Here is a 25,097-nt window from a genome sequence, read left to right on the forward strand (position 1 = left end):
TCACTTATGAAAATCTTGCAGCCTAGTATCTCAGAACCCGCCATTTTGATAGACGCAAATTATATGTAAAAGTTACGGATAAGTCATCACATATCTTAATCTTATCATGAGCAGCACTAAAAAGTCTCTGCCGGCTACATAGCGAGCAGAGACTTCTTTTGTATCTTCATTCACACTGTTAAAAATGTTAAGCCTGCAAGAATGACCGAGGTGATGGACAGCACCAGTAAAGGAAGCACCGCTTTTTCCCGCAGGGCCTTAAAGCTCACGTTCAGTCCCATGCCTACCATTGCCATCGTTAGCATAAATGTGGTGATATGAGAAAGTCCATTCATCAGACCCACGGGAACAATGATATATTTTCCAAAAACATAGCTGCCAATCAAACTTGTGATGACAAACCCAATGAGAAACCAGGGGATCTCCATTTTCGCATCCGAGTGGATCTTCCCGGTTCGCTTCATCCAGTACATGATCATAAAGCTAAGCGGTATTAGCAAAAAGACACGGCCTAATTTGGCTAGCAAGCCAATCGCGAGAGCATCCTGTCCGGCAGGCTCAGCAGCTAAAGCCACATGTGCAATTTCATGCAAACTGATGCCTGACCATATTCCATATTGCATATCCGTCAAAGGAAGCCAAGGTCGAAGCACAGTAAACAAAATGGCAAATACGGTTCCGACCAAAGCAATGAGCCCTACTCCAATAGCCGTGTCCTCATCCTTGGATTTCAACAGGGGAGAAACAGCCGCAATCGCAGCCGCACCGCAGACACCTGTCCCGATACCGAGAAGAAGCGAGAGCGAAGCATCTGCCTTAAAGCGCTTGGCCAGCCACATCGTAAACAGGATGGAAAATACGACGGTGCCCACATCACGCAGGAGCAAGCCCATACCATGATGAATGACAACATCCATATTGAGCTTTAGCCCGTACAATACGATAGCCCCTCGCAGCAATTTTTTAGCCGAAAACTCAACCCCTGAGCGTAAAGCTTCGGGATATCCCCATAGCTGTCGGTATAAGACAGCGAGAAACATGGCGCAAGCCAAAGGGCCTACATAATGAAAGCCAGGTATTTCGTTCAGACCATACCCCATGAATGCAAATATCATGGTCAGTCCAATGCCTAAGATACGCTGGATAAAGCGATTTCGGTTAGAGTGCGGGGAACGCTTTTGTGGTAAACCGGAACTTAATGATAATTTCATGTGCTTTATGTGATTGCTCATGGCGAATACCTCCAGTTCTATCTTCATAAAGCTTAATATGTATTTTGCCATAAGAAAAATAAATCATTATAATGGTATCCATAAGCAAACAGATATGATAAAAATGGAGGAGTTCGCTTTGGATCAATCTTTAATCGTATTTATTATGGTCGCGGAGAAACAAAACTTCACACGAGCTGCCGAAGAGTTACACATGACCCAGCCTGCCGTAAGTCAATACATTCAAACGCTGGAGCGTACCGTAGGAGCCCGGCTTCTGGAGCGAAGTAATAAATATGTGCGTTTAACCAAAGCCGGTGAAATTGTATATCACCATGCCCAGGAAATTATCCGTCTCCATACTCGAATGCAGTATTTGGTGGACGAACTGATGAATACGGCAAAAGGCAATCTATCCATTGGCGCAAGCTACACATACGGAGAGTATGTACTGCCGCATGTGATTGCCCAAATGAGAAGTCAATATCCGCTCATTCAGCCCTCCATTAGCATCGGCAACACTCAGGAAATCGAAAGATTGGTGATTAGTAATCAGCTGGATGTGGGGATTATTGAAGGACAATTTCAACATGACCATTTGTATATTGAACCGTTTGCAGAGGATGAAATGTATATCGTCGTTCCACATCATCACCGTTTGGCTGATAAATCTCAAGTGAGTTTAACTGAGTTGCAAGAGGATATATGGATTCTGCGCGAAGAAGGCTCTGGAACCCGGGAAGCGGCGGAAAAGATGTTTGCACGATTCCAGTTTGTCCCTGCTCATATTATGAATTTTGGCAGCAACCAGATTATTAAAGAGTCTGTAGAAGCAGGCTTGGGCATTTCTTTGCTGTCACAGTGGACGATTCAAAAGGAACTCACCTTGGGCACTTTAAAAGTGTTGGATATAAGCGGCTTCCCGGTCGTTCGGAAGTTCTCTTTTCTGACTCCTTCTGAGGTATTTGAAACGAAAGCGGCCTCTGTTTTTTTAGAGGTTTTGCGAGGCTATAACGTGAAAAGATGAAGCTCAAAAGCCATGAAAAAAGCACCCTTGAAGGCGCTTGAGCTTACTCGAATAAATCGGTGACGGCTCCTTCGGGCTCTTTTAATAAAGACTGTCTGGCTGCTAATAACCAGGGATGCACAACCTTCATTTTCTCTTTATTGCTCCACACATGGTTAAAATAAATCATAATAGCTTCATCTAACAAATGATTGTTTACACTCTTGCGTATCTCTTGTAGAAAAGGCGCAGCGTGTGCCTGATCCCATGACAATTTATCTCCTATAAATAAAATCTTATCCAGCAGACTCATGGACTTCCGCAGCGTGGTATGACATTCAATCGCATCCAGCAGCACCGCATCCGTTCGTCCAAAAATCTGAATAGTCATCTCTCTGGACAGCTTTTGGTGCAGGATATACGGAAATGCTAATTCTTCTTCTAAAATGGGGATATGTAATGCCTGTGCTACAGCCACTTTATCTTCATTGGGAATGATAGTACCTATATCGTGCAGCCACCCCGCTCGTTCAGCTATGACCGGATCAGCATGAAATTGTAGAGCCAGTGCTTTGGCTTCATGGGCTACCCTCGTACAATGCACCCACGTAGCTTCAGCGTTATGTTTGTTAAAGAGCTTCTCTACGTCCAAAAAAAGATCCCCGGAAAATTCAAGTCCTGCAATGTAATGATGTAACACGGGATTCATGGATTATTCCCCCTCTTCGCTTATTCCGATGATTTTACTATAAAATGTACATAACGCGCCACTCGCAGGCAGATGGTCTTCCCATCGCTGTGGCTGCTTGTGGAGCACTATTCCGCCTACTCCGTTTTTCATGTATATCTTTCGTTCAGCTCATATCATGAAAAAAATCCAAAAGCCCTTGCTTCAAAGCAAAGGGGCTTGAAGAAAATACCTTGATAAAAAATAACACCTGGTTACCACGGATGACTGCGGTTGCTTAAACAACATGTGTTGCACTTATATGTTATAGCGGCGGCCCGCCTGCTGCAATCATCAAAAAGTACAAAATGTTAGATAGACAACACAATCGTTATATTGTTGTTTTAAGAGGAGAGATGATCTTGTCCATGATACAGAAAGTGGCTAAAATCAGCGTAGCTACCTTGAAATTGTTGCATGTCGTGGGCGGCAATCCCTACAAAATTTCCTGTAAATCCACCTGATAAAAAGCTGATATTTTGCCTTTCAAAAATCGGAGTCCAGGCGGGTTCATTTCCGAGATGGTAATAAAACTGTCCTTGGGTTACATGGACTTCTACAGCCAAATGTACAGGAAAATCCTCCTCAAGCGTAATCACATGGGGAACTAGCGTGAATGTATCAGCTTCACATCGCATCATGCGCAGCACTTTTCCTTGTCCCTCTTCATAACTGACATAGGCATACAGATAATTTTCATCATTTAGATACAGCAGGAGCCCCGCCATTTGCAAATAGCTTACAGGTTGATATTCCAACGCCGTTTCTACCCGAAAATGATGATCGGTTTGCCGGATGGCAAGCACATGATGCTGAAAGAGGCTTTGAATGGATTCTCCAGCCAGAATTCGGAGATAGCCCGGACGCTGGCTCAGTGAGCACCAACGATCATCCGCCAATATACGCAATGTGTTCCACGTTTTATTTAAAACGGGTCCCTCGAAAAAGTCTTCGAATACAAAACTGTGCTTCTGCCCTGCCGTGAAAGGGGTTCCGATAGGTGCAGGTACTTCTAATTGCGGCGTATGGCCCCCTGCCGTTAAACGCAACCAGCCTTCATCATTCCAGTACACGTGCTGCAAGGCCGTTTCTCGCCCTAAAATGGCATATTTCCCTTCCAACGGACGTGTACATAAATGAGCCATATACCAATCGCCATCTGGCGTCTGCACAAGACTGCCATGTCCTGCACATTGTAAAGGGAAGTCAGGACGATCGCGTGACGTAAGCATCGGGTTATGTGGGTCCACTTCATACGGCCCGGATAGCTGCTGCGAACGGGCTACGGTAACCGCATGTCCCGTACCCGTTCCACCTTCCGCTGTAATAAGGTAGTAATATCCGTTTTGCTTGTAGATATGGGGGGCTTCTGTCTTTTTCAAAGGCGTGCAATCAAAAATTTTCACAGGCTCACCAATAAGTTGTTGCTGCCTGCTATCGTATTCCTGCATGACAATACCTGAAGATTTATTGCTGTCCAACATGCGGTAATCCCACAATGCATTCAATAGCCATTTACGTCCGTCCTCGTCATGAAATAAAGACGGATCGAATCCACTACTGTTAAGATAAACCGGGTCTGACCACGGTCCTTGGATCGCAGGCGCCGTCATCACAAAATTATGAACATCCTTGAACGGGCGTCTGGTGCTCTTCACATCCGTATAGAGCAGATAAAAAAGGTTATCCGCGTAGCTAAGCTGCGGCGCCCAAATGCTGCAATTTTTCGGGTTTCCTTTTAAATCAACCTGATCCGTTAAAATATCCGTACAATGCTCCCAATGGGCCAAATCTTTGGACTGATACACCCGTACTCCCGGTAGCCACTCAAACGATGACACGACAATATAGTAAGTATCCTCGACTCGTACAATACACGGATCGGGATTAAAGCCTTTTAATATGGGATTTTGGATCATCATGAGAAATGACTCCTCCTTGCTTCCAAAAAGCGTCTCCACCAAAAACCTGCTCCTTGCTCCACGCTTCTGCTCCTGCTTCAAAACAACCCGCCCACGGAACACGCTGCCTACACAACGAGGCAACCTCGGATACACCATACTCCTGATAACAAACGGTTTTCTCATTTGCAGCATCGTCCCAATTGTCCCAGCCCCGTGGATCAATATGTTCGCCCATTTTACAATTCACAAATACAGTCTTGGCATACTCACGCCACGGCCGCCCCAAAAATACCGGAGTAATATCAGGCTCTGCGGTTAAGTAACATTGGTTGAACACATAGCCATACGCTTGTCCCTGGGGAGTAGAGGCGGCTGTGACATAGCTCGTTTGGTTCTCATGATGGCGCAAACTGCGAATTTCGCAATGTTCAAAATAAGCTGTCGCCCCGCCAAAAATGAAATCGACCGTGCCCTCGATGTAGCAATGCTGATAGAGCTGGCGATAGTGCGCATGATGCTCTTTCAAATGGATGCCACCAAACTTCAGCCGTTCTTTCGGTGCCGGAGGCAGGGGGCCTGTAAATAACGTATCCTGATGCCCGCGAAAGGTACAGTTTCTAAAAACCGTTTCATCACAATGAGCATACACCGCAACAGCCTGCCCAATGGCTTCTCCCTGTCCAGCCGTGTTGGAAATGATAAGATTTTCCAGGATCAAATGACTGCCGCCTAAAAATAAAGTGGGAGTCGCAAAGGTTCCTATTTCCTCACCTGCCTCATCCCGCTCCCTGGCATACCGATGCATTCGAATGTCTACCTGTCCGATGCCTATGATATGAAGATACGAACGGTAAATCCGCACCTCTTCCTCATAGGTACCCGATAAAATATACAGCGTTTCCATTTCATTGGAAGACGACTGCTCCAATGTAGCAATCGCCTCCTGAATCGTATGGAAATCACAAAAGGATTCTTTCCCTACCAGCATGGTTGCCCCAATCCTTTCATTGAATTTACAGATGCTCGGCTAAAAATGATTGCCACGCCATTCGCATTTCCAAAGTCTCCATATGCCCGCCACCTGCAATCACAGGCTGCCAATGCTCAGGGTGACCTGCTTCCTGGTAAGCTTCCAGCAGTCCCTTCGCTAAATGCTCAACTCCTTCAATAGGACACATTCGGTCATTTTGGCCTGTTATGCTCATTCGTGGACGGGGAACAATCCGCTTTTGAATATCCAGCGTAGTAAAATGCTTTAACAAGCCAGGGACGTAGGAATAGAAGCCATGGTGATCCAGACCCCTTTTGGCGATCAGCGTATGGGCATCTACCTGTCCGCAAATATCAATCGTGACCTGTATCCGCTCATCTAACGCTGCCAGCCACCACGCCATCAGGCCCCCCATCGACATGCCAATCGTTGCGATGCGGGTAGCATCAATGTCCTCACGCTCACACATATAATCCACCAGACGACGGTTATCGTACAACATCATACCCCACAGCACTTGGCCCTGCCAGAGCATTTCCTTTACCAGCTCACTTTCGGTTTTGCCCCCACGTTCATTAAAGCCCCACATGTCAATACAACAAGCGCAATAGCCCATGTCTGTCAGGGTTTTAGCAAACGAGGGCTGCTGCAAGTAAGAGCTGCTATGGATCAGTTCCTTGCGCCCGTTCGTATAATTGCCTCCATGCGAATGGTTAAAAATGACCACTGGAAACGGACCGTTTCCTTGTAATGGTGTGGCTACATAAGCTGGCACAGGCTCGATTCCGTTGATGTCCAGCAAGAGAGATTCCAGTTGGTATCCCTCTTGCTCCTCTTGCTTTAGCAGGGTGGCTGTAACGGGTCGATCTGCCGGAAGGTCTCCCAATAATGCTTGCAGCTTATCCACGTTTCCCCTCCTTCCATGCCCCTCCTAAATCAGGATTTTGCAAAATTCGATTCCAGTCGCTCCCTAGTGCAATATATAGACGAACTAGACCCTTTCGATCTATATATTGTTCATTGAAAGCCGCTTATTGGATTTTTGCAAAATCCTCAATTAAAAATATTTTGTTCAGAAGGTTGTATCGTTACTTGTTCAATCAGCTTTTCAGGTTGGTTTGTGTTCTTCGAATGACAACGGTTGACTTCAACGCCTTCCCCGTTTTCAATATAAAAAGCAGGACCTTCATGATTCTCAATGGTCACCTGTTGAAAACGGATATCTCTCACATTGCCTAAATAAAAACCACGGTTGTTCATATCCTCGATCCCTGACATCATGGCAGGACGGCCGGGAATTGCATTCTTCGCCATGGAAATATCAATATTGGAAAATGTAATTTCAGCAATATATTGTTCTGCAAGTCCGTATAAGAATCCAGCAGCCGCATGAACCTGTCGTGCCGTGATATCGGAAAAATGAATCCGTCTAAAGCAAGGCGTTTCATCGGTAATTGGATATGGATTTTTGTCCCAGACATATTTGTCTTTGCCCCGAGGTCCGCAGAAATAATAGAGGTTCAGAATAAATGGACAAATCACATCTTCCATCACAATATTGCTAACGCGGATATCCTCGATGATTCCGCCGCGTCCCCGTCTTGATTTCAGGCGGATGCCCCGATCCGTTTGCTTGAACACACAATTGCTGATCGTGACATTACGGATATCTCCGCTCATTTCGCTGCCCAGTACAACACCGCCATGTCCATGCACCATCGTGCAGTTGGTAATCGTAATATTTTCGCAGGGAATCCGTTCCTGTGTATCCTCAGTCCCCGCTTTGATCGCAATACAATCATCGCCCACATCAATATTGCAGTTGCTAATACGAACATTGGAACAGGATTCGGGATTAATGCCGTCCGTATTGGGGGAATCCGCCGGGTTAAGAATGGACACATTGTCAATCGTGACGTTGTAGCAAGCGATGGGATTTACAGTCCAACTTGGGGAATTTTTCAACATAACATCTTTAATGGTGACCCGCTGACAACGATCAAAGCTGATTAATTTCGGTCTGGGGTACTGCAACTGCTCCGGATGATTCCGATGCTTTTCCCACCACGGCTGACCATTTCCATCCAGAGTACCGCTGCCTGTAATTGAAATATTTTCGAGGTTCTGCCCGTAAATGCACGAAGCACGTACTTCCCGCTGAACGCCTTCCCATCTGGACTCCACCACAGGATAATCCTCCGGAGCGGAACTAAAGGAAAGAACTGCACCGGGGCTTACATGCAGTTCAATGTTACTTTTTAAAAAGATAGCCCCTGTCAGATACGTACCCGAGGGAACAAAAACCGTTCCTCCCCCGGCATTGCTGGCCGCTTCAATCGCAGTCGTAATCGCTCCTGTTGCTAATGTCTTACCATCCTCAATTGCTCCATAATCTACAATGTTATACACTTGCATCTTGTTCTCTCCTGTCTTTCATATTTTGTGGATACGAAAATGATTTATAGGTTGAACTTAAAAATACACTGGAAAACGGAGTAGGCGGAATGGTGCTGAACAAGCATCAGCGGTCGCCTTTGCCCCCGGATTTTTACATTAAATAAATTGTTCGAGAAATATGGGGGCAACAGCGATGGTAAGCACCATCCGCCTGCGTAGTGGCACTTCATGTACACTGATGTTCAACCTACATCTATATCCTTATTTTTTCGATTTCTTATACGCTTCTTCGTATTCAGTAATAATCTGTGATCCACCGGAATTTTTCCAGTTTTCTACCGCAGCTTTAAATCCGGCTTCATCGGTCTCACCCATAATAAATTTGAACGTAGCATCGGTAATAATTTTTTCGAGTTCAGTTCCTTTTTCATTGGCAGTTACAGAATCCAGAGGAACGGTTGGGTCCAAAACGGCAAATTCGCTATTTTCCTTGATTAATTGATTGGCTAGTTCCTTTTCAGGGTTGGCATCTTTTAACGTGTAAGTTACTTCACTCGGTCTGGAGCTTGCAAACGGCTGTACATCTGCTTGCCACAAATCGGTGTTAATAATTCTGAAAGCTCCTTTATTATCAATGTCATAATGAGTTCCCTTGATACCACCTGTCATGTCCATAAATACTTCTTCATCAATCAAATCATTGACGAATTGAAGTAATCTTTTCAATTGAGCTTCCGTCTTCACCTCGGATTTAGGAAATGCCAGCAAACCGCCAACTCCGCTGCCCTCGGACCAAATGTGATATTTACCGTCTCCATTGGAGATTTTGTTTACAGGCACCAGCTCAAGCCCCTTTTGCAAGCCTTGTGACAGATTTCTCAAGTTTGTGATATCCACCATTCCCGTATAAATTCCGGTTTTCCCTTGAGCAAATTGCTGCTGCTGATCAGTTTTAGCGGTTACGGCGAAATCCTTCGATATATACCCGTTCTTATATAATTTATTGGAATACTTTAACGTTTCCAAATATTGAGGTGTATCAAATTCCGGCGTAAACTTGCCATTCTCATCTACTTTCCAGCCATTAGGTGTGCCAAAATAAGAGCTTAAGGTTTTAAAGCTGCTGTAGCGCAGATCAGATCTGTCGCCAAAGCCTGTCGTATCCTTTTTGCCATTACCGTCTGGATCATCTTCTGTAAACGCTCTCGCAACTTCGTAAAGCTCATCCAAGGTCGTAGGTACTTTAAGTCCTAAACGATCCAGCCAATCTTTGCGAATAACCAAGCCTGCTCGTGCCAAATTTTTCTGGAAGGGAACTCCATACAGGACTCCCTCGATGGAGGCTGCATTTCTAACTTCGGGAGGTATCTTTTTTAAATTGTCATAATCGTCCAGATAGCTCCCTACATCCCAGAATAGACCTGATTTCAATGAACTTCGAACTGAAGAATTTGTCATCATCGTAAGAGTCACGATATCCGCCAATTCACCGGACGCCAGCGCTGTAGTGATTCTCTCTTCTTTCGATGCATCAGGAACCCAGTTGAACGTAATCTTGGAATTCGTGTATTTTTCAATTTTGTTCTTAATCGTGTCTGTAGGTGGAGAGGCTGTGTGCAATACATTTAACCAGGTTAATTCCAGCTTTGAATTCGGATCATACGTTTGGTTGGCTTGATCTCCTGCTCCTTTTTCACCACAGGCTGCTAAAAAAACACTCATGACCATAAGTACGGCTAGAAGGCTCGATATCCCTTTTTTCATTGTGTTTGCTCCTTTTCTGATCGTATATTCATGCCATATCTTCCTCTTTCACCAGAACCTCTCGCTCTATTTTGCTAAACACCTGATGCGTCATCCACATCACGAGATAACCGATAATACTGGCTCCGGCAAAAGTCAGAATTCCTGGGTACAAGCCTAGAATCAATGTAAAAAGCGCGACAATCGCAATAAAAAGAACAAGTGTATATTGCAAATACGAAAACCCAATCACCACGGACATTCTGATTTTCAGCTTGATCCCTTTCCAATCATAATGAGCCAGTAACGGGAAAATGTACGCCAACGAGATGAGATACAAAAAGGCACCAATAAGCGTCACTACGCGAACATACCAGGACGAGACATTGACGATATCCACATAGAGCACGTAGCCCACGAGGCTGTAAATCGCTCCAATGATCGCCGCTTCTTTAAAGCTTTCTCTAAAGTAACGTACAAACGTGGAGAAAATGGCGACCTCCTCATTCCCCCGAATCCATTGCCTTAAAATACTGAGCATAGCGACAGTTGCAGGTCCCACGCCTATAAATCCCAAGCCCAGGATCGTCGCAACCGTCCACAGCAAATTAAGGTAAACCAGCCGGAGCAGGCGCATACACCATTTGTTCATGTTTTCTACAAACCGTACCATTCCGCATCCTTCCCGTCGTCATTAGTAAACGCCGTCTTCACCAAGTTTCTTGGCCAGTCGATTGGAGCCCATGATCAGGATTAATCCCACCACGCCTTTAAAAAGTCCTACCGTCGTACTAAAACTCAACTGTCCATTCTTTAAGCCCGCTGTATAAATGTAGGTATCAAAGATTTCAGCAACCTCGCGGTTTAATGAGTTCAATAGCAGATACATATGCTCAAAGCCCAAATCCAGCGTGCTACCGATTTTCAAAATTAACAACGTAATAATGACTGGGCGAATCGCAGGCAAGGTAACATGCCATGTTTTTCGGAGACGTCCGGCACCATCCATTTCTGCTGCCTCATACAGTTGCGTATCCACGACTGTAATCGCTGATAGATAAATGATGGTGGACCAGCCGAGTTCCTTCCAGATCACTTGCCCCATATAAACGGTACGCAACCATTCCGGGGAAGTTAAGAAGCTGATCTTCTCACCGCCTAGCGCAGCAATCATTTCATTCAGTACCCCACCGTCTACGGTTAAAAATACATAAGAAATCGAAACAATAATGACCCATGACATAAAGTGCGGGATGTAGATAATCGTTTGGATGATATTTTTAAAAACACGCTTCCTGACCTCATTCAGCATCAATGCCAAAATGATCGGTAATGGAAAGAAGATCACAATGTTGAGCGCAAACAAAACCAGGGTGTTACGTAATAGCATGAAAAACGTGGGCTCGGTAAATAAACGAATGAAATGCTTCATTCCTACCCACGGGCTGCCCGTGATTCCTAGAAAGGCTTGATAATCCTGAAACGCAATGACCAAGCCGCCCATAGGGAAATACTTAAAAATAATGAAGTACACCAGCCCGGGTAAAACCATCAGATACAGCAACTTATGTTTTTGCATACGTAAAAGATTTTCCGTCGTTCTGTTGTTCTTTTTCTTTTTCATATTCGGTTTCATGTTCGGTGCGGGGACACTTGAAACTTTCATTAGCTCGACCTCCTTCAAACGTTCCTGTATACGTTTTCAAGAGTACGTGATTTTTTGCGTTACGCATATAATCATCAAATAATAGCGTTTTCAAAACCTTATATACCGCCTATTTTCCGGCTTTTCACCTTACCTAATGATTACTACACAACTTAATGATTACCCTCTTTTTTCCACGCTTAGGAGAACACCTCAAGATTTGATTATATACGGAATTCCGCCCTCTTGATACAGTTTACATGTAAACGATTACGAGGAGGTCAAACACTTGGCGCAAAAATCACTAAAAAAAGAATCGCTGGGCAGTCGTATTTTTACCATCGTAAACAGTACATTATTAATTCTCATTGCCCTCACTTGTCTCTTGCCTTTTCTGAATATCATCGCCAGCTCTTTTGCCTCAACCCAAGAAGTGGTAGCCAAAAAATTCATTTTGTTCCCTGTCACCTTTTCCCTGGATGCATATCGGTATATCCTGTCGACCCCAACGATTTTCAGAGGACTAGGGGTTTCGGTCGGAGTGACTGTCGTCGGTACCGTGGTGAGTATGATCTTTACGGCTTTTATGGCGTATGGATTATCCCGAAGATATCTACTTGGCCGAAATACGATTAACTTCATTGTCGTGTTTTCCATGTTGTTTAGCGGGGGAATGATTCCGACTTTCCTGGTGGTAAAAAGCATGGGGCTTATCAATTCGTATTGGTCTTTGATCCTTCCCGTGGCCATTAATGCATTTAACCTGATTATCATGCGTAACTTTTTTCAGGCGCTACCGGATGATCTGGAGGAATCGGCCAAGATGGATGGGTGCAACGATTTTGGCATCTTCTTTAAAATTATGCTTCCGTTAGCGATGCCTTCAATTGCAACCATTTCACTTTTCTACGCGGTGGCCTACTGGAATACGTATATGCATGCCATTCTCTATATTAATGATTCCGCCAAATGGCCTATTCAGGTCTTGCTTCGCCAAATTGTAATCGTTTCCAGTGGTATGCAGGCAGAAGGAACCTCTGTGGATGTCATCCCACCTGCGCAGACGATTAAGATGGCGGTCATTGTGGTTGCAACCGTTCCTATGCTAATCGTGTATCCATTTGTGCAAAAACACTTTGTCAAAGGAGCATTATTAGGGGCGGTAAAAGGATAAACTGCCCCTTGATTGCTAGTGAAGTTCAATTTAATTCGCTTGCTTCATCTTACGGTATGCTCCGGGCGTGACCTGCTCCTTCTTCCGAAACGAGCGGATAAAGTTCTGCGGATTATGATATTGCAATCGCTCGGCGATTTCTTTAATCGTCATATCCGTCTCAATGAGCCACTTTTTGCCCATTTGCAGCCGGTAGCCCATTAGATATTCGCTGAACGTCGTACCGTATTCTTTTTTGAAAATACTGCTTAAATAATTGGGATTGTAATGAAGACGGTCCCCAATGAGCTCCAGTGACAATTCCTGGTCATATTCAGCCCGGATCATGGCGGCAATTTTCTCGGAGAGACAGCGGAATTGCTGGTTTGTCTTCTCCTTCATGCTTTTTACCATAGGGGAAATGACTTGCTCCACCAGCATACGCTCGATCTCTTCCGGATTACGAATGTCCAGCAACCGATGGTACAACGCATGATTGTTCTGCGTCAGCAGCACTTCGATCCCTAGCAGCTGCTCTAATTGAATAAGGTTATTCACAAACCGCACCAACAGCACCTCAAAGTTCATGGAATGATTGTTTTTTGTCATTATTTCTCCCAATAAGGAATGTACGGTTAGACGTACTTGCTCTTCATCTCCTATTCGAATGGCGTCAAACAGCTGTGATTCCATTTCCGTCGGATAATGAAGCAGCACCGGGCCTGAAATGACTGTGGAAATGTCTTCATAAAATATAATGGATTCTTTGCCTAAATTTAAACGGTGGTGCAAGGCTTGCTTACTCATCTCACAGGCTTCCTTGCTTTCTATCAAATTGTCATACGATTTACTAATGCCGATACTGATGGATACATTCAAATACTCTTTTACGGTTCGAATCAAAAGGGTGGCATCATCCAGCACTTGCTTGTTTATTTCCTGTTCATTCTTTCCTGTAAACATTAAAATGGTCGCCTGGATGTCATCGTTCAAAATGATGGGAAGCATTCGCTGCTGCTCTGGAATGGTTTCTTCTACGATTTTGTTAATAGCCAGCAGTAAAACGTCCTTATCCGAGGGCTCCCGATCTCCCAGATTATCCAGTTGAATCAACAGGGTAATATACATTTGGTTCTCCAGTTGCGGATAGCCCAAACGTGGCATTTTTCGTGCCAATTCCTCTGTTGAAATACGCCTGCGAAACAGGTTAAGGATCAATTGGGTTTCAAGCTGTGGCATTTCGGACTGAATGAGGCTTTCCAGGCTTTCCTTTTCCGTTACAATGCTGTCAATGGAATCAATAATCCAGTCAATTTCATTTTTGGAAGGCTCATTTTTGAACGAAAAATTAGGATTTTTAGGCAGGCTGCGTTTAATTTGCTGGAATGGCTTTGTAAAATAGACGGCTATGATATACGCCACCACCACAATCAAGAACGTAAGTACAAGTACCATCGTGATGATCCCGAATTTGGTCGTTTGGAATGCATTCGAAATCTCCTTTTTATCTAATATCGTTAAATACGTCCAGTTGTTATAAGCAGACTTGGCATAAATGACTTGCTGAGCAGGCTGCTGCTTCGTTTTTTCCAGTGTCAACATGCCTGAATTGTCAGGTGTAGCCGTAGCCTCTGAAATGTGCTGAAGCTGCTGGGTGGTCAATAATTGTTCAACGGGTTCTGTTTCGTACATTAAATCGCCTTGTTTATTCAGAATAAAAACGGCCATGTGATCCTCTGCTTGAATTGTACGATTTAACGTTTGTAACGAAATATCCGACAGCGCAATGGCTTGCTTCTTTTTGGAGAATACAGGCAAAGTATTTACAAAGCGGATTCCCTTATCTGTTTTAATCCAGAATAGCCCCTGATCCTGATGATCGATATAGGTTTTAAATAGCTTCTCCCGTTCTGTTTTCGTCAAATAGGACAGGCTTCCATTGGAAATTTTCCAATTCTGATCCAGGCTAATCAGTGAATATTCCGTTCCTTCTAATCCCATCGTAGCAATATAATTGAGTTGCGAATTCACATTCTGATACGCTACAAAATCTTTTTCTGTAATAGGATGTTTTACGACTTCATCAAATGAACTGGTCGTACTATACGTATTAAAAGCATATTCAATCGTTTGGATTTTCTGCTCCAGACTGTTTTTGATCTGCGTCATGTAGCTTTGTTTACTGTTGGAAACCCTTTCCACAACCGAGCTAATTGTTGTAAAATAGATGTAGCTGCCGAAGCTGGCCACCAACCCTATTCCCAAAACCAGAATCGTAATAAAAATGGTGTAGAATATCCTGCCTTTTTTCATTGCGCTCCCCCTTTGGTTCTTTGCATCACACCAAAATTATAGCGCTTTCATAACAAGGTTTAAATCATTTTTTTCACGTGTGCATTTATTTAAAAAACAAACCTGGAGTTTAAGCCCACTCTTCAAGCAGAAATGTTAAATACCATTACGTCCGTCCCATCACATTTTATGTTCATCTGGATTAGCTTGCAGAATTTAAAAAAGGAATTTGGAGGTACCTTATGTTACACGTTGTTAGTCATAAAGAACAGATTGTAAAAGAAGAATTTCCAGCAGACACTTCCTTTCTCTCCCTCTATCCAGCAGCGGCCCATGAAGCTCGCCCTTTTATATTGGTACTGCCCGGCGGTGGCTACGAGCACTTGGCCCCACATGAGGGAGAACCAATAGCTCGGTGGTTGAATGATTTAGGTATCCATGCAGGTGTGCTGCATTATCAAGTCGGAGACTTTGAGGTCGATTCCTTGTTGGAGGATGTGGAATATGCCCTGAGGTGGATTCGTCAAACGCCTAAGGACTGGCAAGTGATTAAGGATCAGGTCGGTCTGGCTGGATTTTCAGCAGGCGGGCACTTGGCCTCCATCGTCGCCACCAGAGGGGCGGAAAAACCGGATCTTCTGCTGTTGGGATACCCCGTGATTACGTTTCATGATGCTTATACGCATATTGGAAGCCGCACTCATTTTTTAGGTGAACAGCCGACACAGGAGCAGCTTCACGCCTTTTCATCCGATCAACAAGTGACTTCACAGACCCCTCCAACTTTTATTTGGACAACGGCCAATGACGCCACCGTTCCGGTCGAAAACAGCTTGTTGCTGGCTTCCGCATTATCCAGAGAAGGCATTCCATTTGAGCTGCATGTATTTGAGGAAGGGCGACACGGCTTGGGACTGGCTGAAGATAACCGCGAGTGCCAGCAATGGCTCGCTCTTGCGGAAAAGTGGCTCCAAAAGCATAGCTATGTTACGGAAGGACAGCGGATAACATCTAGGCTGTTTATCGCTGGCGACTCCACCGCAGCCCAAAAAGGAGCTACCGAAAAACCGATGACAGGCTGGGGCGAACACTTGCAGAGTTATTTTGACTCGTCTGTTCAAGTGGACAATCGTGCGGTTAATGGACGAAGCACCAAATCTTTTATAGCGGAAGGTCGATTGGCTCATATTGAAAAGGATTTTCGAGCCGGTGATTATCTGTTTATTCAATTCGGACACAACGATGAGAAAAAAGAAGATCCCACCCGCTATACCGATCCTGACGGGGACTATCGTCAAAACTTAATTCAATGTATCGAGTCTGCTCGGGAGCGTGGTGGAATTCCAGTGCTGTTGACCTCTGTAAGCCGCCGCCGCTTTACTACAGATGGAGAACCTGATCCGCTTGCTGTGGGAGCCTATCCCGCAGCAATGAAGCGAGTAGCGGAGGAAACCCGGACACCGCTGCTCGATATTTTTAAAGCTTCTCAGCAGCTTTATCGGGCCATGGGAGAAGAAGGGTCCAAGCAGCTATTTATGTATTTGCCTGAAAAAGCACATCCGAATTACCCCGCTGGCGTAACAGATAATACTCATTTTTCTGATGAAGGAGCGCGTCAGGTCGCCAAGTTGGTCGCTGAGGCAATTAGCAAATGTACGGAATTGCACGCCTTAAAGCAGCTCATGCGCATGGAAGGAACGAATCAAGACAGCGGTGAAAAGCATTTACACCATCTTGTAAACTGACACACATAGAACAAGAAGATGAAAGGATGAAGAACGGACTTGGGGCTGAATACTCCGATGTCCGTTTTTTATTGTTTATTCCCGGCTCATATGATGTAACTATAGTCGCTTAAACAACATATGTTGCATTGCTATGTTATCATGATGTAAAAGCTTTACATGATGCATCCCGATAAAATGCATATAAGCTGAACTTAAAAGTTACTATAGTACCGCTCCGCAGACGGATGATGCTTCCCATCGCCACCGCTTTGCTTGTACAGCACCATTCCGCCTACTCCGTTTTCCTTGTACCTTTTTTAGTTCTTCGATATTGTTATTTTCATCATGAGGTTATGGGACATGAAAATACAGAAAAACGAAGATGATCCCCGGGTAAAAAGAACGCGCCAATTGCTCAAAGACGCTAAATAGAGCGACCTTTTATGCGCATTTTACTGATAAATATGAAATCCTCGAAGCTACTATCACGGGAACACTAATGACCTCCATAGCAGACAGAATCAGCGGGCGAACCTTGTTAAATGCCGTAACGATACAGTGTATCTTCCTGGCTTTGTGTGATTTTCATAAGGACCTGAGCACGCTTTGCCAGAAAAGTTACCAGTCGCTGGGCACTGTATTGGAAGTTCAAATTAAGCAGCAGATTCAAGCTATTTTATTTTCCCTGCCGGTTGAAGATCAGAGACTTGCCAGCCGGAATGAACAGTTAAAAAGCACAGCCGCCATTATGATAAGCTGGGGGATTTATGAGGCAGCTTATAGCTGGAACCACGAGGGAAGACAACTGAGTGCAGAAGCATTCGTAGAACAAACGATACCTTTAGTCATGAACGGGGCTAGAGAGTTACTGGAAGGGTAAGGAACTGACAAGGTATTACATAATCCAGCAATTAAACCGATAATATTGTTATACGAGATGAAATAAGCAAATCCCCCAACCGATGGGGCACACAAAGAGGTTACACTACATATGTCCAAAAAAATTTTTCCTATTCTTTTACTTTCATTAGCGTTATCTGCGTGTGGTCAAGGAAATTCAAATTCAGATGTCGCTACCACCAGTACTGCCGAATCAAAGGAAACGAGTACTCCCGTAGTAACTACAGCAGCCGACTCTCTTCAATTTAAAACCTATAACGGGGAGGGGTTTTCATTCGATTATCCTTCAACCTGGAACGAATATGATGTCAGCAATTACAACCAACCTACTATTAAAGCTTCTTTTGTTGATCCAGCCCCCAAGGTTCAGTTTGCCGACAATATCAACATTACTGTTCAGGACGGGGTTACAACGGCCAAAGTAGCAGCGGACTCTGCAGTTGCATATTACAAACAAGATACCACCAACATGAAAGATTTTAAAACCAAGGGATATGAAAGTAGTCCAAATTTTAATAATACCGCAGGAATTTTGGAGGTTGAGTACACTCAGCCCCAATCTGGAGTAGCTGTGGTGCTGACACAATACATTGTTCCACAGAATCAAAAGCTTTACACTGTGTCCTTGTCTCTTTCCAAAGATTCATATTATAGCATTGGTAAAGAAACGGTCGATCAGATGGTAAACTCTCTGAAAATAGATGCTGTTTCTCAAGCAAACGCCCCTGCTTCTTCGGTAACACAAAATACGAAAACAGCGGATGCCATGTCTAATATCATTCCTAATCTGGTTGAAAATGAAAGCCTTGATGAAAAAACTTATCAATACATTGTCGAGCATCATGAGTTGTTCCCGGCTGTAACACCTGCAACAAAAAATGCCGCTAAAGCTGCTGTGGATTCAAAAATTACAACACGCCATCTGTTTAAAAACATTACACCTTATTTGAATAAAATGGTGAAGGTAAGTGGACAGGTAGTTCAGGTACAAGAAGAGGAAACAGACATTGGAACCATTGCTAATGTGCATATTATGGATGACAATGGAAACTCCATCATCGGCATATATATGGGATCTACCGGAGACATTCTTGACGGTGATCGTGTTACTCTAAGAGGAGTACCCTCGTTATCTTATTCTTTTCAGAATGTGGGCGGCGGTACAACCCTCGCCATTATGTTGACTGTATCTACAATTCAAAAGAACTAATGATAAAGTTCCTTCGAGTTTTCTCGGAGGAACTTTTTATATAGAGTTAAATTCATAGTAACTACAGAAGAAATCCCACCTAGCTCTTTCTCTTCCTTTGTGTGAATTCTTCTTGGCATATTTTATATGTTTTAATTTTTTTATAATTTCATAGGTCTTTAGCATGATTTGATTGTATTATTTTGACAACATTTGTCGAATGTAATGAAATTGATAAATTAACATGGTATATTTTGGGCGTTAGAATAATGAATTAGGAGGAGTTTTATATGAATGCTAAAAAAATGTTATTAACAACGGCGTTGTCATTGGGACTTATTGGTAGTATTATCGTCCCTAGCGCATCTGCAGCAGAAAGTAATACATATAGTCATGTTCAAACCAGCAACTTCCGTCTTCTGAGCGTGGGTCCTTCTCCTGAAATTACTCCCATTGTAGAAGTTAACGGAGTATACTACAGAACTGCTAAGTTGCCGAGAAATTACGCCTATGCGTTGTCTAATTACCCAGGAGATATTTATAAAGTAGTTAGTGGAAATCTGACCGTCTCCACTTCAGGCTTGCTACAAACCTACTCTGCAACAAGTGGAAGAGTTGAAATCTACGGCGCTACCGGTAAATTAAGAATGGTATATACCATTAAGGTGTCCTAAGTATGTAATAAGAGTGACTTCGGAACGTGAAGTTAACAATTAGCATGAAAATGATGACTTGCTGATGAGTTTTTTAGGCGCTTTAAGCAGTTTCGTAAACATAGAGAAGAAGCACTGCCATAATAGGGGGCAGTGCTTCTTTCTGATATTTAGAAAAGAACTCATATCGGCAATTTTAACAACGAAACCCTGAAGAGCCCTCTATATTTTTCCATAGGGAACTCTTCATTGCACTTAATGTTGCTTTACTATTTCCCTTTATATCTACAAACAAAAAACAACCCTTGCTAGGCAAGGGTTGTTTGAGGGAATGGGCCCTGAGGGACTCGAACCCCCGACCAATCGGTTATGAGCCGACCGCTCTAACCAACTGAGCTAAGGGCCCTCAAAAAAATCTGTATATTCACGCTACATTTACATAAAACAGCGGCGTTAATTAATATACAACATTTTCTTGTGTTTCGTCAATAGTGTTTCGAAAATTCTTCTATTTTTTTATGAATTTAAGGAATAAATCGGACGCCATAACGCCCTTTGCGCGAGCGGTACACCTCCACTGCGCGGGGATCGTTGTAGCCGTACATCCAGCCGTCGTGCTCCAGCCTTTTTGCCAGACATCCTGCCTGAAATTTGGTCGTGTACAGTCTGCCGTAGTAAATCCAATACATCCGAACTCCCTCTTTTCACATGATGGTAGGAGTTAGTGTAACCGGATCGAATTCGATTTACACAGCCTGAGTTATAACAATCTACAACGGTTGGCAACGAGTATGCGTCGCTTTAATAAATGGCCCCGTTGCACTCAATATGCTAAGCCTTATTTGCCAAAGGAGGCCGGGTCCTGACGCCAGGAACGCAGCAGCTCCATCTCTTCCTCCTGAATCGTTCCTTCACGCAAGGCAACGTCCATCAGGGCCGTGTAGTTGGACAAGCTTTGCAGCTTCACACCTGCTTCTGCAAAGGCTTGAGTCGCTTTATCCAGCTGGTAGCTAAAAATAGCGAGTACAGCTAACGGTTGGGCGCCTGCTTGCTCTACGGCCTGTGCTGCTTTGATGGAGCTGCCGCCAGTCGAGATGAGATCCTCGATAACAATAACCTTTTGTCCCTCACTGATCCGACCTTCGATTTGGTTCTCTTTGCCGTGTCCTTTGGCTTTGTCTCTTACATATGCCATTGGCAGATTAAGCTTTTGCGCCACCCAGGCAGCATGAGGAATCCCCGCTGTAGCCGTGCCTGCAATGACTTCGGTTTCAGGGTATTGCTCACGGATTACAGCAGCGAACGAATCAGCAATCAGCTCGCGCACCTCCGGGTAGGACATGGTCAAGCGATTGTCACAGTAGATAGGCGATTTAATGCCGGATGTCCATGTAAAAGGCTGCTGCGGACGCAGCGCTACCGCCTGAATACGTAACAGATGGGATGCAATTTGCTCGGGTATATTATTTAATGTAGTCATACTTGGATCATCTCCTCAATAATGTGTTCCGCTGCGGCACGTGGGTCTGCTACGGCCGTGATGGGCCGTCCAACGACGATGTAGCTACTGCCTTGGGCGATGGCTTGTCCGGGTGTCACTACACGTGACTGGTCACCTGTAGCGCTGCCTGCCGGACGTATACCGGGGGTAATCGTCTTGAAGTCCGGCCCGCATACAGCGCGGATCGCAGGCACTTCCAATGGGGATGCCACTACTCCGTCCAATCCCGCCTCACGAGTCAGTTGTGCGTATCGAACGACCACATCCTGTACTGTACCGGGAATGCCTATCTCCTTATTCATGGTTGTCTGGTCCGTACTGGTCAACTGTGTAACTGCTATAATGAGCGGCATGGCAAGTGAACTGTCTGCCAAAACAGCGGCTTCGGCCCCAGCCTTGGCGGCTGCCATCATATTTCGCCCTCCGGCAGCGTGTACGTTAAACATATCCACACCCAGGCGGGTGATGCTCTCCGCACCTCCCCGTACAGTGTTGGGGATATCATGCATTTTCAAATCCAAAAATACGGAGTATCCTCTCGACTTTAGCTGCTCTACAAAAGCTGGCCCTGCACTATAAAACAGCTGCATGCCTACTTTTATATAACAGGGAATACCCTCCAACTGTTGAATGAGCCGCTTCGCCTGCTGCGCATCTGGATAATCTAACGCGACCATCAACCGTCCTGCCATCTGCTGAAATGCTTCGTTCACCATCCTGCATCCCCTTTTCACGTCAATTCGGGTATATTTGCCCGTGATAAAGGACATCCGTCAGCCGAAGCTGATGAATGTCCTTTCCTGTTACTACTTATTTTTCATCCTCTATTCGTATCGCGTTAGTGGCTCAGAACCGGCATGGATTCGGATGTAAAGTTAATCGTCTCCAGCATTCTCAGCAAAGCGCGTACGGTATCCAGCGAGGTCATGCAGACGATGCCGTTCTCAACCGCTTCACGGCGGATGCGGAATCCGTCACGCTCTGGCGTTTTCCCCTTGGTCAGCGTATTGAAGACGAAGTTGGCTTCACCTGTGCGGATCATATCCAGGATGTTCGGGGTTCCCTCGCTCAGCTTGTTGATCGTCTTCACTGGAATGTTAGCCTGCTCCAGCGCAGCCGCCGTTCCACCTGTTGCAATAATTTTGTAGCCCAGTCTGTAAAAGCCCTGCATCAACTCGACTGCTTCTTCTTTGTCCTTATCCGCCACTGTGATGATGATCGCTCCGGTAGATGGGATTTTCATACCAGCACCTACGAGTCCTTTGTACAGCGCTTTGGCGTACTGAATGTCGCGTCCCATCACTTCACCCGTCGATTTCATTTCTGGCCCCAGGGTCGGCTCTACACGGCGCAGCTTGGCAAAAGAGAATACCGGAACCTTGACCGAGACATGATTACTCTCAGGCCATAGCCCTTCTGTATAGCCCGCATCCTTGAGCTTGCCGCCCAAAATGGCCTGTGTCGCCAGATTCGCCATCGGGATATTCGTGACTTTACTCAGGAAAGGAACCGTCCGCGAAGAACGCGGGTTGACCTCGATCACATACACCTCGTCTTGATGAATGACGAACTGGATGTTCACCAGACCGATCGTTTTCAATTCCTTGGCGATGCTGATCGTGATTTCCACGATTTTTTGCTTCAGTTCGTCGGACAAGTGCTGCGGCGGATACACCGCGATAGAGTCACCTGAGTGAACCCCAGCCCGTTCCACATGCTCCATAATGCCCGGCACCAGTACCGTATCGCCGTCACAGATAGCGTCAACCTCAACTTCTTTGCCCAGCATGTAACGGTCGATCAGCACCGGATGTTCAGGGTTGATTTTAACGGCTTCTTCCATGTAGCGCAGCAATTCCGCATCGGAGTATACAATCTCCATCGCCCGTCCGCCGAGGACATAGGATGGACGCACCAGCACCGGGTAGCCCAGCGCCTGCGCAGTTCCTACCGCTTCATCTACCGAGATGACCGTGTTGCCTTTAGGCTGTGCAATAGCCAGACGTGACAGCAGCCGCTCAAACTTTTTCCGATCTTCCGCTTCGTCGATACTTTCCAGACTCGTACCCAAAATCTTCACGCCTGCCGCACTAAGCGGAGCTGCGAGATTAATGGCCGTTTGACCGCCGAACTGGACGATAACACCAATCGGTTTTTCCTGCTCGATGACATTCATAACATCCTCGAAGAAAAGCGGCTCAAAGTAGAGACGGTCGGATGTGTTAAAGTCCGTAGATACCGTTTCTGGGTTGTTATTGATAATTACTGCTTCGTAGCCTGCTTTTTGAATGGCCCATACCGCATGCACGGTGGAATAATCAAATTCAATCCCTTGCCCGATCCGAATCGGCCCGGAGCCGAGTACGATGACTTTCTCTTTATTAGATGGAATCACTTCGTTCTCCACCTCATAAGAGGAGTAATAGTACGGCGTAGTGGCTTCAAACTCGGCTGCGCATGTATCTACCATTTTATAGACAGGACGCAGGTCGTGACTCAGACGAAACTCACGTACCTCGCGCTCGGTTGTCATGCTACCACCCGGTTGGCCCAGACTGCGAACCTCGGCGATGGAGCGGTCCGTAAAGCCATTACGTTTGGCCTGATAGAGTGTTTCGTAGGTCAGTTCGGACTCTTCAGCCATTTTAGCCTCGAACTTGACGATGCCCTCTACCTTGTCAAGGAACCACCAGTCAATTTTCGTTAAATCCTGAATTTCCTGCTGCTCCCAGCCACGACGGAATGCCTCAGCTACCAGGAACAAGCGCTCATCATCTGCTTTAATCAGGCGCTCCGTGAGTACCTCATCCGACAGTTGATCGGCCCCCTTAAGATGCAGACGATGTACACCGATTTCCAGCGACCGTACCGCTTTGTGGATGGACTCTTCGAACGTGCGTCCGATAGCCATCACTTCGCCAGTTGCTTTCATTTGCGTGCCCAGCTTGCGGTTGGCAGAAATGAATTTATCGAACGGCCAGCGTGGTATTTTGCTCACGATGTAATCCAGAGTAGGCTCAAAGCAAGCATACGTTTGTCCCGTTACCGGGTTCACGATTTCATCCAGCGTGTAGCCCAGTGCAATTTTGGCAGCCATTTTAGCAATCGGATATCCAGTCGCCTTGGAAGCCAGCGCTGAGGAACGACTCACCCGCGGATTTACTTCAATGACATAGTATTGATAGCTGTGTGGATCAAGCGCAAACTGCACATTACATCCGCCTTCAATATTGAGGGCGCGGATAATTTTCAGGGAAGCGGAGCGCAGCATCTGGTACTCTCGATCTGACAGCGTCTGACTCGGCGCTACAACGATACTGTCGCCAGTATGTACGCCGACCGGATCAAAGTTTTCCATGTTGCAGACAACGATACAGTTATCATTGCCGTCACGCATGACCTCATACTCGACTTCCTTCATGCCTGCGATGCTTTTTTCCACCAGACATTGTCCAATTGGACTGTAACGCAAGCCAGAGCTTACCGTCTCACGCAGTTCTTCTTCGTTCACACAGATCCCGCCGCCTGTTCCACCCAGCGTATAAGCCGGACGGACGATAATCGGATAACCGATCTCGTTAGCAAAATCCAGCGATTCCTCTAACGTTGTAACAATGACGCTCTCAGGTACAGGCTGTTCCAGCTCACGCATCAAATCGCGGAACAAGTCACGGTCTTCGGCTTTTTCAATCGAAGTCAGCTGTGTTCCCAGCAGCTTGACGTTTTCACGCTCCAGTACTCCGGCACGAGCCAGCTCCACCGCCATATTCAGTCCTGTTTGTCCTCCCAGTGTAGGAAGCAGGCCATCCGGACGCTCTTGTCGGATAATTTGTGTTACAAAATCAAGTGTAATCGGCTCGATGTATACTTTGTCCGCCATGTTCGTGTCTGTCATGATGGTTGCCGGGTTACTGTTGATCAGCACTACCTCGACGCCTTCTTCTTTGAGCGCTTGACAAGCTTGTGTACCAGCGTAGTCGAATTCCGCAGCCTGACCAATCACGATAGGGCCGGAACCAATTACGAGTATTTTTTTATGTTCTGTATTTTTCGGCATA

20 protein-coding genes and 1 tRNA gene are annotated in these 25,097 nt (G+C 45.4%); 6 read left to right on the forward strand and 15 right to left on the reverse strand.

Annotation, left to right across the window (positions count from 1 at the left end; translation table 11 throughout):
• Window positions 1-170: 170 nt before the first annotated feature.
• Window positions 171-1,232, reverse strand: a complete 1,062-nt coding sequence (locus AC0WRU_RS15810) for a YeiH family protein (protein ID WP_476125489.1) — start codon at window positions 1,230-1,232, stop codon at window positions 171-173.
• A gap of 118 nt (window positions 1,233-1,350) precedes the next feature.
• On the opposite strand from AC0WRU_RS15810, the gene AC0WRU_RS15815 reads away from it, so the two are divergent.
• Window positions 1,351-2,238, forward strand: a complete 888-nt coding sequence (locus tag AC0WRU_RS15815) for a LysR family transcriptional regulator (protein WP_476125490.1) — start codon at window positions 1,351-1,353, stop codon at window positions 2,236-2,238.
• A gap of 43 nt (window positions 2,239-2,281) precedes the next feature.
• Here AC0WRU_RS15815 and yqeK read toward each other — a convergent pair whose 3' ends face one another.
• The 8 genes from yqeK to AC0WRU_RS15855 form a co-directional block, all read right to left on the reverse strand.
• Entirely contained in the window at window positions 2,282-2,926 is a 645-nt protein-coding gene (gene yqeK, locus AC0WRU_RS15820; RefSeq protein ID WP_476125491.1) for a bis(5'-nucleosyl)-tetraphosphatase (symmetrical) YqeK, read from the reverse strand.
• Window positions 2,927-3,288: 362 nt separating this feature from the next.
• Entirely contained in the window at window positions 3,289-4,866 is a 1,578-nt protein-coding gene (locus tag AC0WRU_RS15825; protein ID WP_476125492.1) for a glycoside hydrolase family 43 protein, read from the reverse strand.
• The gene (locus AC0WRU_RS15830; protein ID WP_476125493.1) at window positions 4,832-5,836 is read right to left on the reverse strand and encodes a pectinesterase family protein; all 1,005 of its coding nucleotides are present in this window, start codon (window positions 5,834-5,836) and stop codon (window positions 4,832-4,834) included. Before AC0WRU_RS15830 ends, AC0WRU_RS15825 begins: the two co-directional genes overlap by 35 nt.
• 25 nt (window positions 5,837-5,861) lie before the next feature.
• Window positions 5,862-6,746, reverse strand: a complete 885-nt coding sequence (locus tag AC0WRU_RS15835; RefSeq protein ID WP_476125494.1) for a dienelactone hydrolase family protein — start codon at window positions 6,744-6,746, stop codon at window positions 5,862-5,864.
• Between the two features lie 146 nt (window positions 6,747-6,892).
• On the reverse strand, window positions 6,893-8,254 hold the full coding sequence (locus tag AC0WRU_RS15840) for a glycoside hydrolase family 28 protein (RefSeq protein ID WP_476125495.1): 1,362 nt from the start codon (window positions 8,252-8,254) through the stop codon (window positions 6,893-6,895).
• Between the two features lie 243 nt (window positions 8,255-8,497).
• On the reverse strand, window positions 8,498-10,000 hold the full coding sequence (locus AC0WRU_RS15845) for an extracellular solute-binding protein (protein WP_476125496.1): 1,503 nt from the start codon (window positions 9,998-10,000) through the stop codon (window positions 8,498-8,500).
• Window positions 10,001-10,028: 28 nt separating this feature from the next.
• Complete coding sequence (locus tag AC0WRU_RS15850) at window positions 10,029-10,652, reverse strand: YesL family protein (protein WP_476125497.1); 624 nt, start codon at window positions 10,650-10,652, stop codon at window positions 10,029-10,031.
• A 21-nt stretch (window positions 10,653-10,673) separates the two neighbouring features.
• A complete protein-coding gene (locus AC0WRU_RS15855) occupies window positions 10,674-11,645 on the reverse strand; it encodes an ABC transporter permease (RefSeq protein WP_476125498.1) in 972 nt (323 codons plus the stop codon).
• A gap of 268 nt (window positions 11,646-11,913) precedes the next feature.
• Here AC0WRU_RS15855 and AC0WRU_RS15860 point away from each other — a divergent pair, with 268 nt between their 5' ends.
• Entirely contained in the window at window positions 11,914-12,798 is an 885-nt protein-coding gene (locus AC0WRU_RS15860; protein WP_025684616.1) for a carbohydrate ABC transporter permease, read from the forward strand.
• 30 nt (window positions 12,799-12,828) lie between these two features.
• Here AC0WRU_RS15860 and AC0WRU_RS15865 read toward each other — a convergent pair whose 3' ends face one another.
• Window positions 12,829-15,090, reverse strand: a complete 2,262-nt coding sequence (locus AC0WRU_RS15865; protein WP_476125499.1) for a helix-turn-helix domain-containing protein — start codon at window positions 15,088-15,090, stop codon at window positions 12,829-12,831.
• A 221-nt stretch (window positions 15,091-15,311) separates the two neighbouring features.
• On the opposite strand from AC0WRU_RS15865, the gene AC0WRU_RS15870 reads away from it, so the two are divergent.
• The 4 genes from AC0WRU_RS15870 (at window position 15,312) to AC0WRU_RS15885 (ending at window position 19,559) form a co-directional block, all read left to right on the forward strand.
• Window positions 15,312-16,814 carry a GDSL-type esterase/lipase family protein gene (locus tag AC0WRU_RS15870; protein ID WP_476125500.1) on the forward strand — a complete coding sequence of 501 codons (1,503 nt, stop codon included), beginning with the start codon at window positions 15,312-15,314 and terminating at the stop codon, window positions 16,812-16,814.
• Window positions 16,815-17,295: 481 nt separating this feature from the next.
• Window positions 17,296-17,676 (forward strand): hypothetical protein, encoded by a 381-nt coding sequence (locus tag AC0WRU_RS15875; RefSeq protein ID WP_476125501.1) that lies wholly within the window; start codon window positions 17,296-17,298, stop codon window positions 17,674-17,676.
• A 111-nt stretch (window positions 17,677-17,787) separates the two neighbouring features.
• Window positions 17,788-18,906 (forward strand): PsbP-related protein, encoded by a 1,119-nt coding sequence (locus tag AC0WRU_RS15880; protein ID WP_476125502.1) that lies wholly within the window; start codon window positions 17,788-17,790, stop codon window positions 18,904-18,906.
• Between the two features lie 269 nt (window positions 18,907-19,175).
• A complete protein-coding gene (locus tag AC0WRU_RS15885) occupies window positions 19,176-19,559 on the forward strand; it encodes a hypothetical protein (protein WP_476125503.1) in 384 nt (127 codons plus the stop codon).
• 311 nt (window positions 19,560-19,870) lie between these two features.
• Here AC0WRU_RS15885 and AC0WRU_RS15890 read toward each other — a convergent pair.
• The 5 genes from AC0WRU_RS15890 to carB form a co-directional block, all read right to left on the reverse strand.
• Window positions 19,871-19,944: transfer RNA gene (locus AC0WRU_RS15890), tRNA-Ile, on the reverse strand.
• Between the two features lie 118 nt (window positions 19,945-20,062).
• A complete protein-coding gene (locus AC0WRU_RS15895) occupies window positions 20,063-20,227 on the reverse strand; it encodes a hypothetical protein (RefSeq protein ID WP_014282411.1) in 165 nt (54 codons plus the stop codon).
• A 149-nt stretch (window positions 20,228-20,376) separates the two neighbouring features.
• Window positions 20,377-21,018 (reverse strand): orotate phosphoribosyltransferase, encoded by a 642-nt coding sequence (gene pyrE / locus AC0WRU_RS15900; RefSeq protein ID WP_134913505.1) that lies wholly within the window; start codon window positions 21,016-21,018, stop codon window positions 20,377-20,379.
• On the reverse strand, window positions 21,015-21,809 hold the full coding sequence (gene pyrF, locus AC0WRU_RS15905; protein WP_476125504.1) for an orotidine-5'-phosphate decarboxylase: 795 nt from the start codon (window positions 21,807-21,809) through the stop codon (window positions 21,015-21,017). The genes pyrE and pyrF overlap by 4 nt, the downstream gene beginning before the upstream one ends.
• A 68-nt stretch (window positions 21,810-21,877) precedes the next feature.
• Window positions 21,878-25,096: a carbamoyl-phosphate synthase large subunit gene (carB, locus tag AC0WRU_RS15910; RefSeq protein ID WP_476125505.1), complete on the reverse strand. Its 3,219-nt coding sequence runs from the start codon at window positions 25,094-25,096 to the stop codon at window positions 21,878-21,880.
• Between the last annotated feature and the right edge of the window lies 1 nt (window position 25,097).

It is taken from the genome of Paenibacillus sp. 1-8 (assembly GCF_056316205.1).

What these genes read in the sequence shown, in the direction of transcription:
- AC0WRU_RS15825 (WP_476125492.1), bottom strand. Translation starts at nt 4,866, where the DNA reads ATGATGATCCAAAATCCCATATTAAAAGGCTTTAATCCCGATCCGTGT.
- AC0WRU_RS15865 (WP_476125499.1), bottom strand. Translation starts at nt 15,090, where the DNA reads ATGAAAAAAGGCAGGATATTCTACACCATTTTTATTACGATTCTGGTT.
- AC0WRU_RS15850 (WP_476125497.1), bottom strand. Translation starts at nt 10,652, where the DNA reads ATGGTACGGTTTGTAGAAAACATGAACAAATGGTGTATGCGCCTGCTC.
- AC0WRU_RS15840 (WP_476125495.1), bottom strand. Translation starts at nt 8,254, where the DNA reads ATGCAAGTGTATAACATTGTAGATTATGGAGCAATTGAGGATGGTAAG.
- AC0WRU_RS15855 (WP_476125498.1), bottom strand. Translation starts at nt 11,645, where the DNA reads ATGAAAGTTTCAAGTGTCCCCGCACCGAACATGAAACCGAATATGAAA.
- AC0WRU_RS15845 (WP_476125496.1), bottom strand. Translation starts at nt 10,000, where the DNA reads ATGAAAAAAGGGATATCGAGCCTTCTAGCCGTACTTATGGTCATGAGT.
- pyrE (WP_134913505.1), bottom strand. Translation starts at nt 21,018, where the DNA reads ATGACTACATTAAATAATATACCCGAGCAAATTGCATCCCATCTGTTA.
- AC0WRU_RS15830 (WP_476125493.1), bottom strand. Translation starts at nt 5,836, where the DNA reads ATGCTGGTAGGGAAAGAATCCTTTTGTGATTTCCATACGATTCAGGAG.
- carB (WP_476125505.1), bottom strand. Translation starts at nt 25,096, where the DNA reads ATGCCGAAAAATACAGAACATAAAAAAATACTCGTAATTGGTTCCGGC.
- AC0WRU_RS15885 (WP_476125503.1), top strand. Translation starts at nt 19,176, where the DNA reads ATGAATGCTAAAAAAATGTTATTAACAACGGCGTTGTCATTGGGACTT.
- pyrF (WP_476125504.1), bottom strand. Translation starts at nt 21,809, where the DNA reads ATGTCCTTTATCACGGGCAAATATACCCGAATTGACGTGAAAAGGGGA.
- AC0WRU_RS15875 (WP_476125501.1), top strand. Translation starts at nt 17,296, where the DNA reads ATGACCTCCATAGCAGACAGAATCAGCGGGCGAACCTTGTTAAATGCC.
- AC0WRU_RS15810 (WP_476125489.1), bottom strand. Translation starts at nt 1,232, where the DNA reads ATGAGCAATCACATAAAGCACATGAAATTATCATTAAGTTCCGGTTTA.
- AC0WRU_RS15895 (WP_014282411.1), bottom strand. Translation starts at nt 20,227, where the DNA reads ATGTATTGGATTTACTACGGCAGACTGTACACGACCAAATTTCAGGCA.
- AC0WRU_RS15880 (WP_476125502.1), top strand. Translation starts at nt 17,788, where the DNA reads ATGTCCAAAAAAATTTTTCCTATTCTTTTACTTTCATTAGCGTTATCT.
- yqeK (WP_476125491.1), bottom strand. Translation starts at nt 2,926, where the DNA reads ATGAATCCCGTGTTACATCATTACATTGCAGGACTTGAATTTTCCGGG.
- AC0WRU_RS15870 (WP_476125500.1), top strand. Translation starts at nt 15,312, where the DNA reads ATGTTACACGTTGTTAGTCATAAAGAACAGATTGTAAAAGAAGAATTT.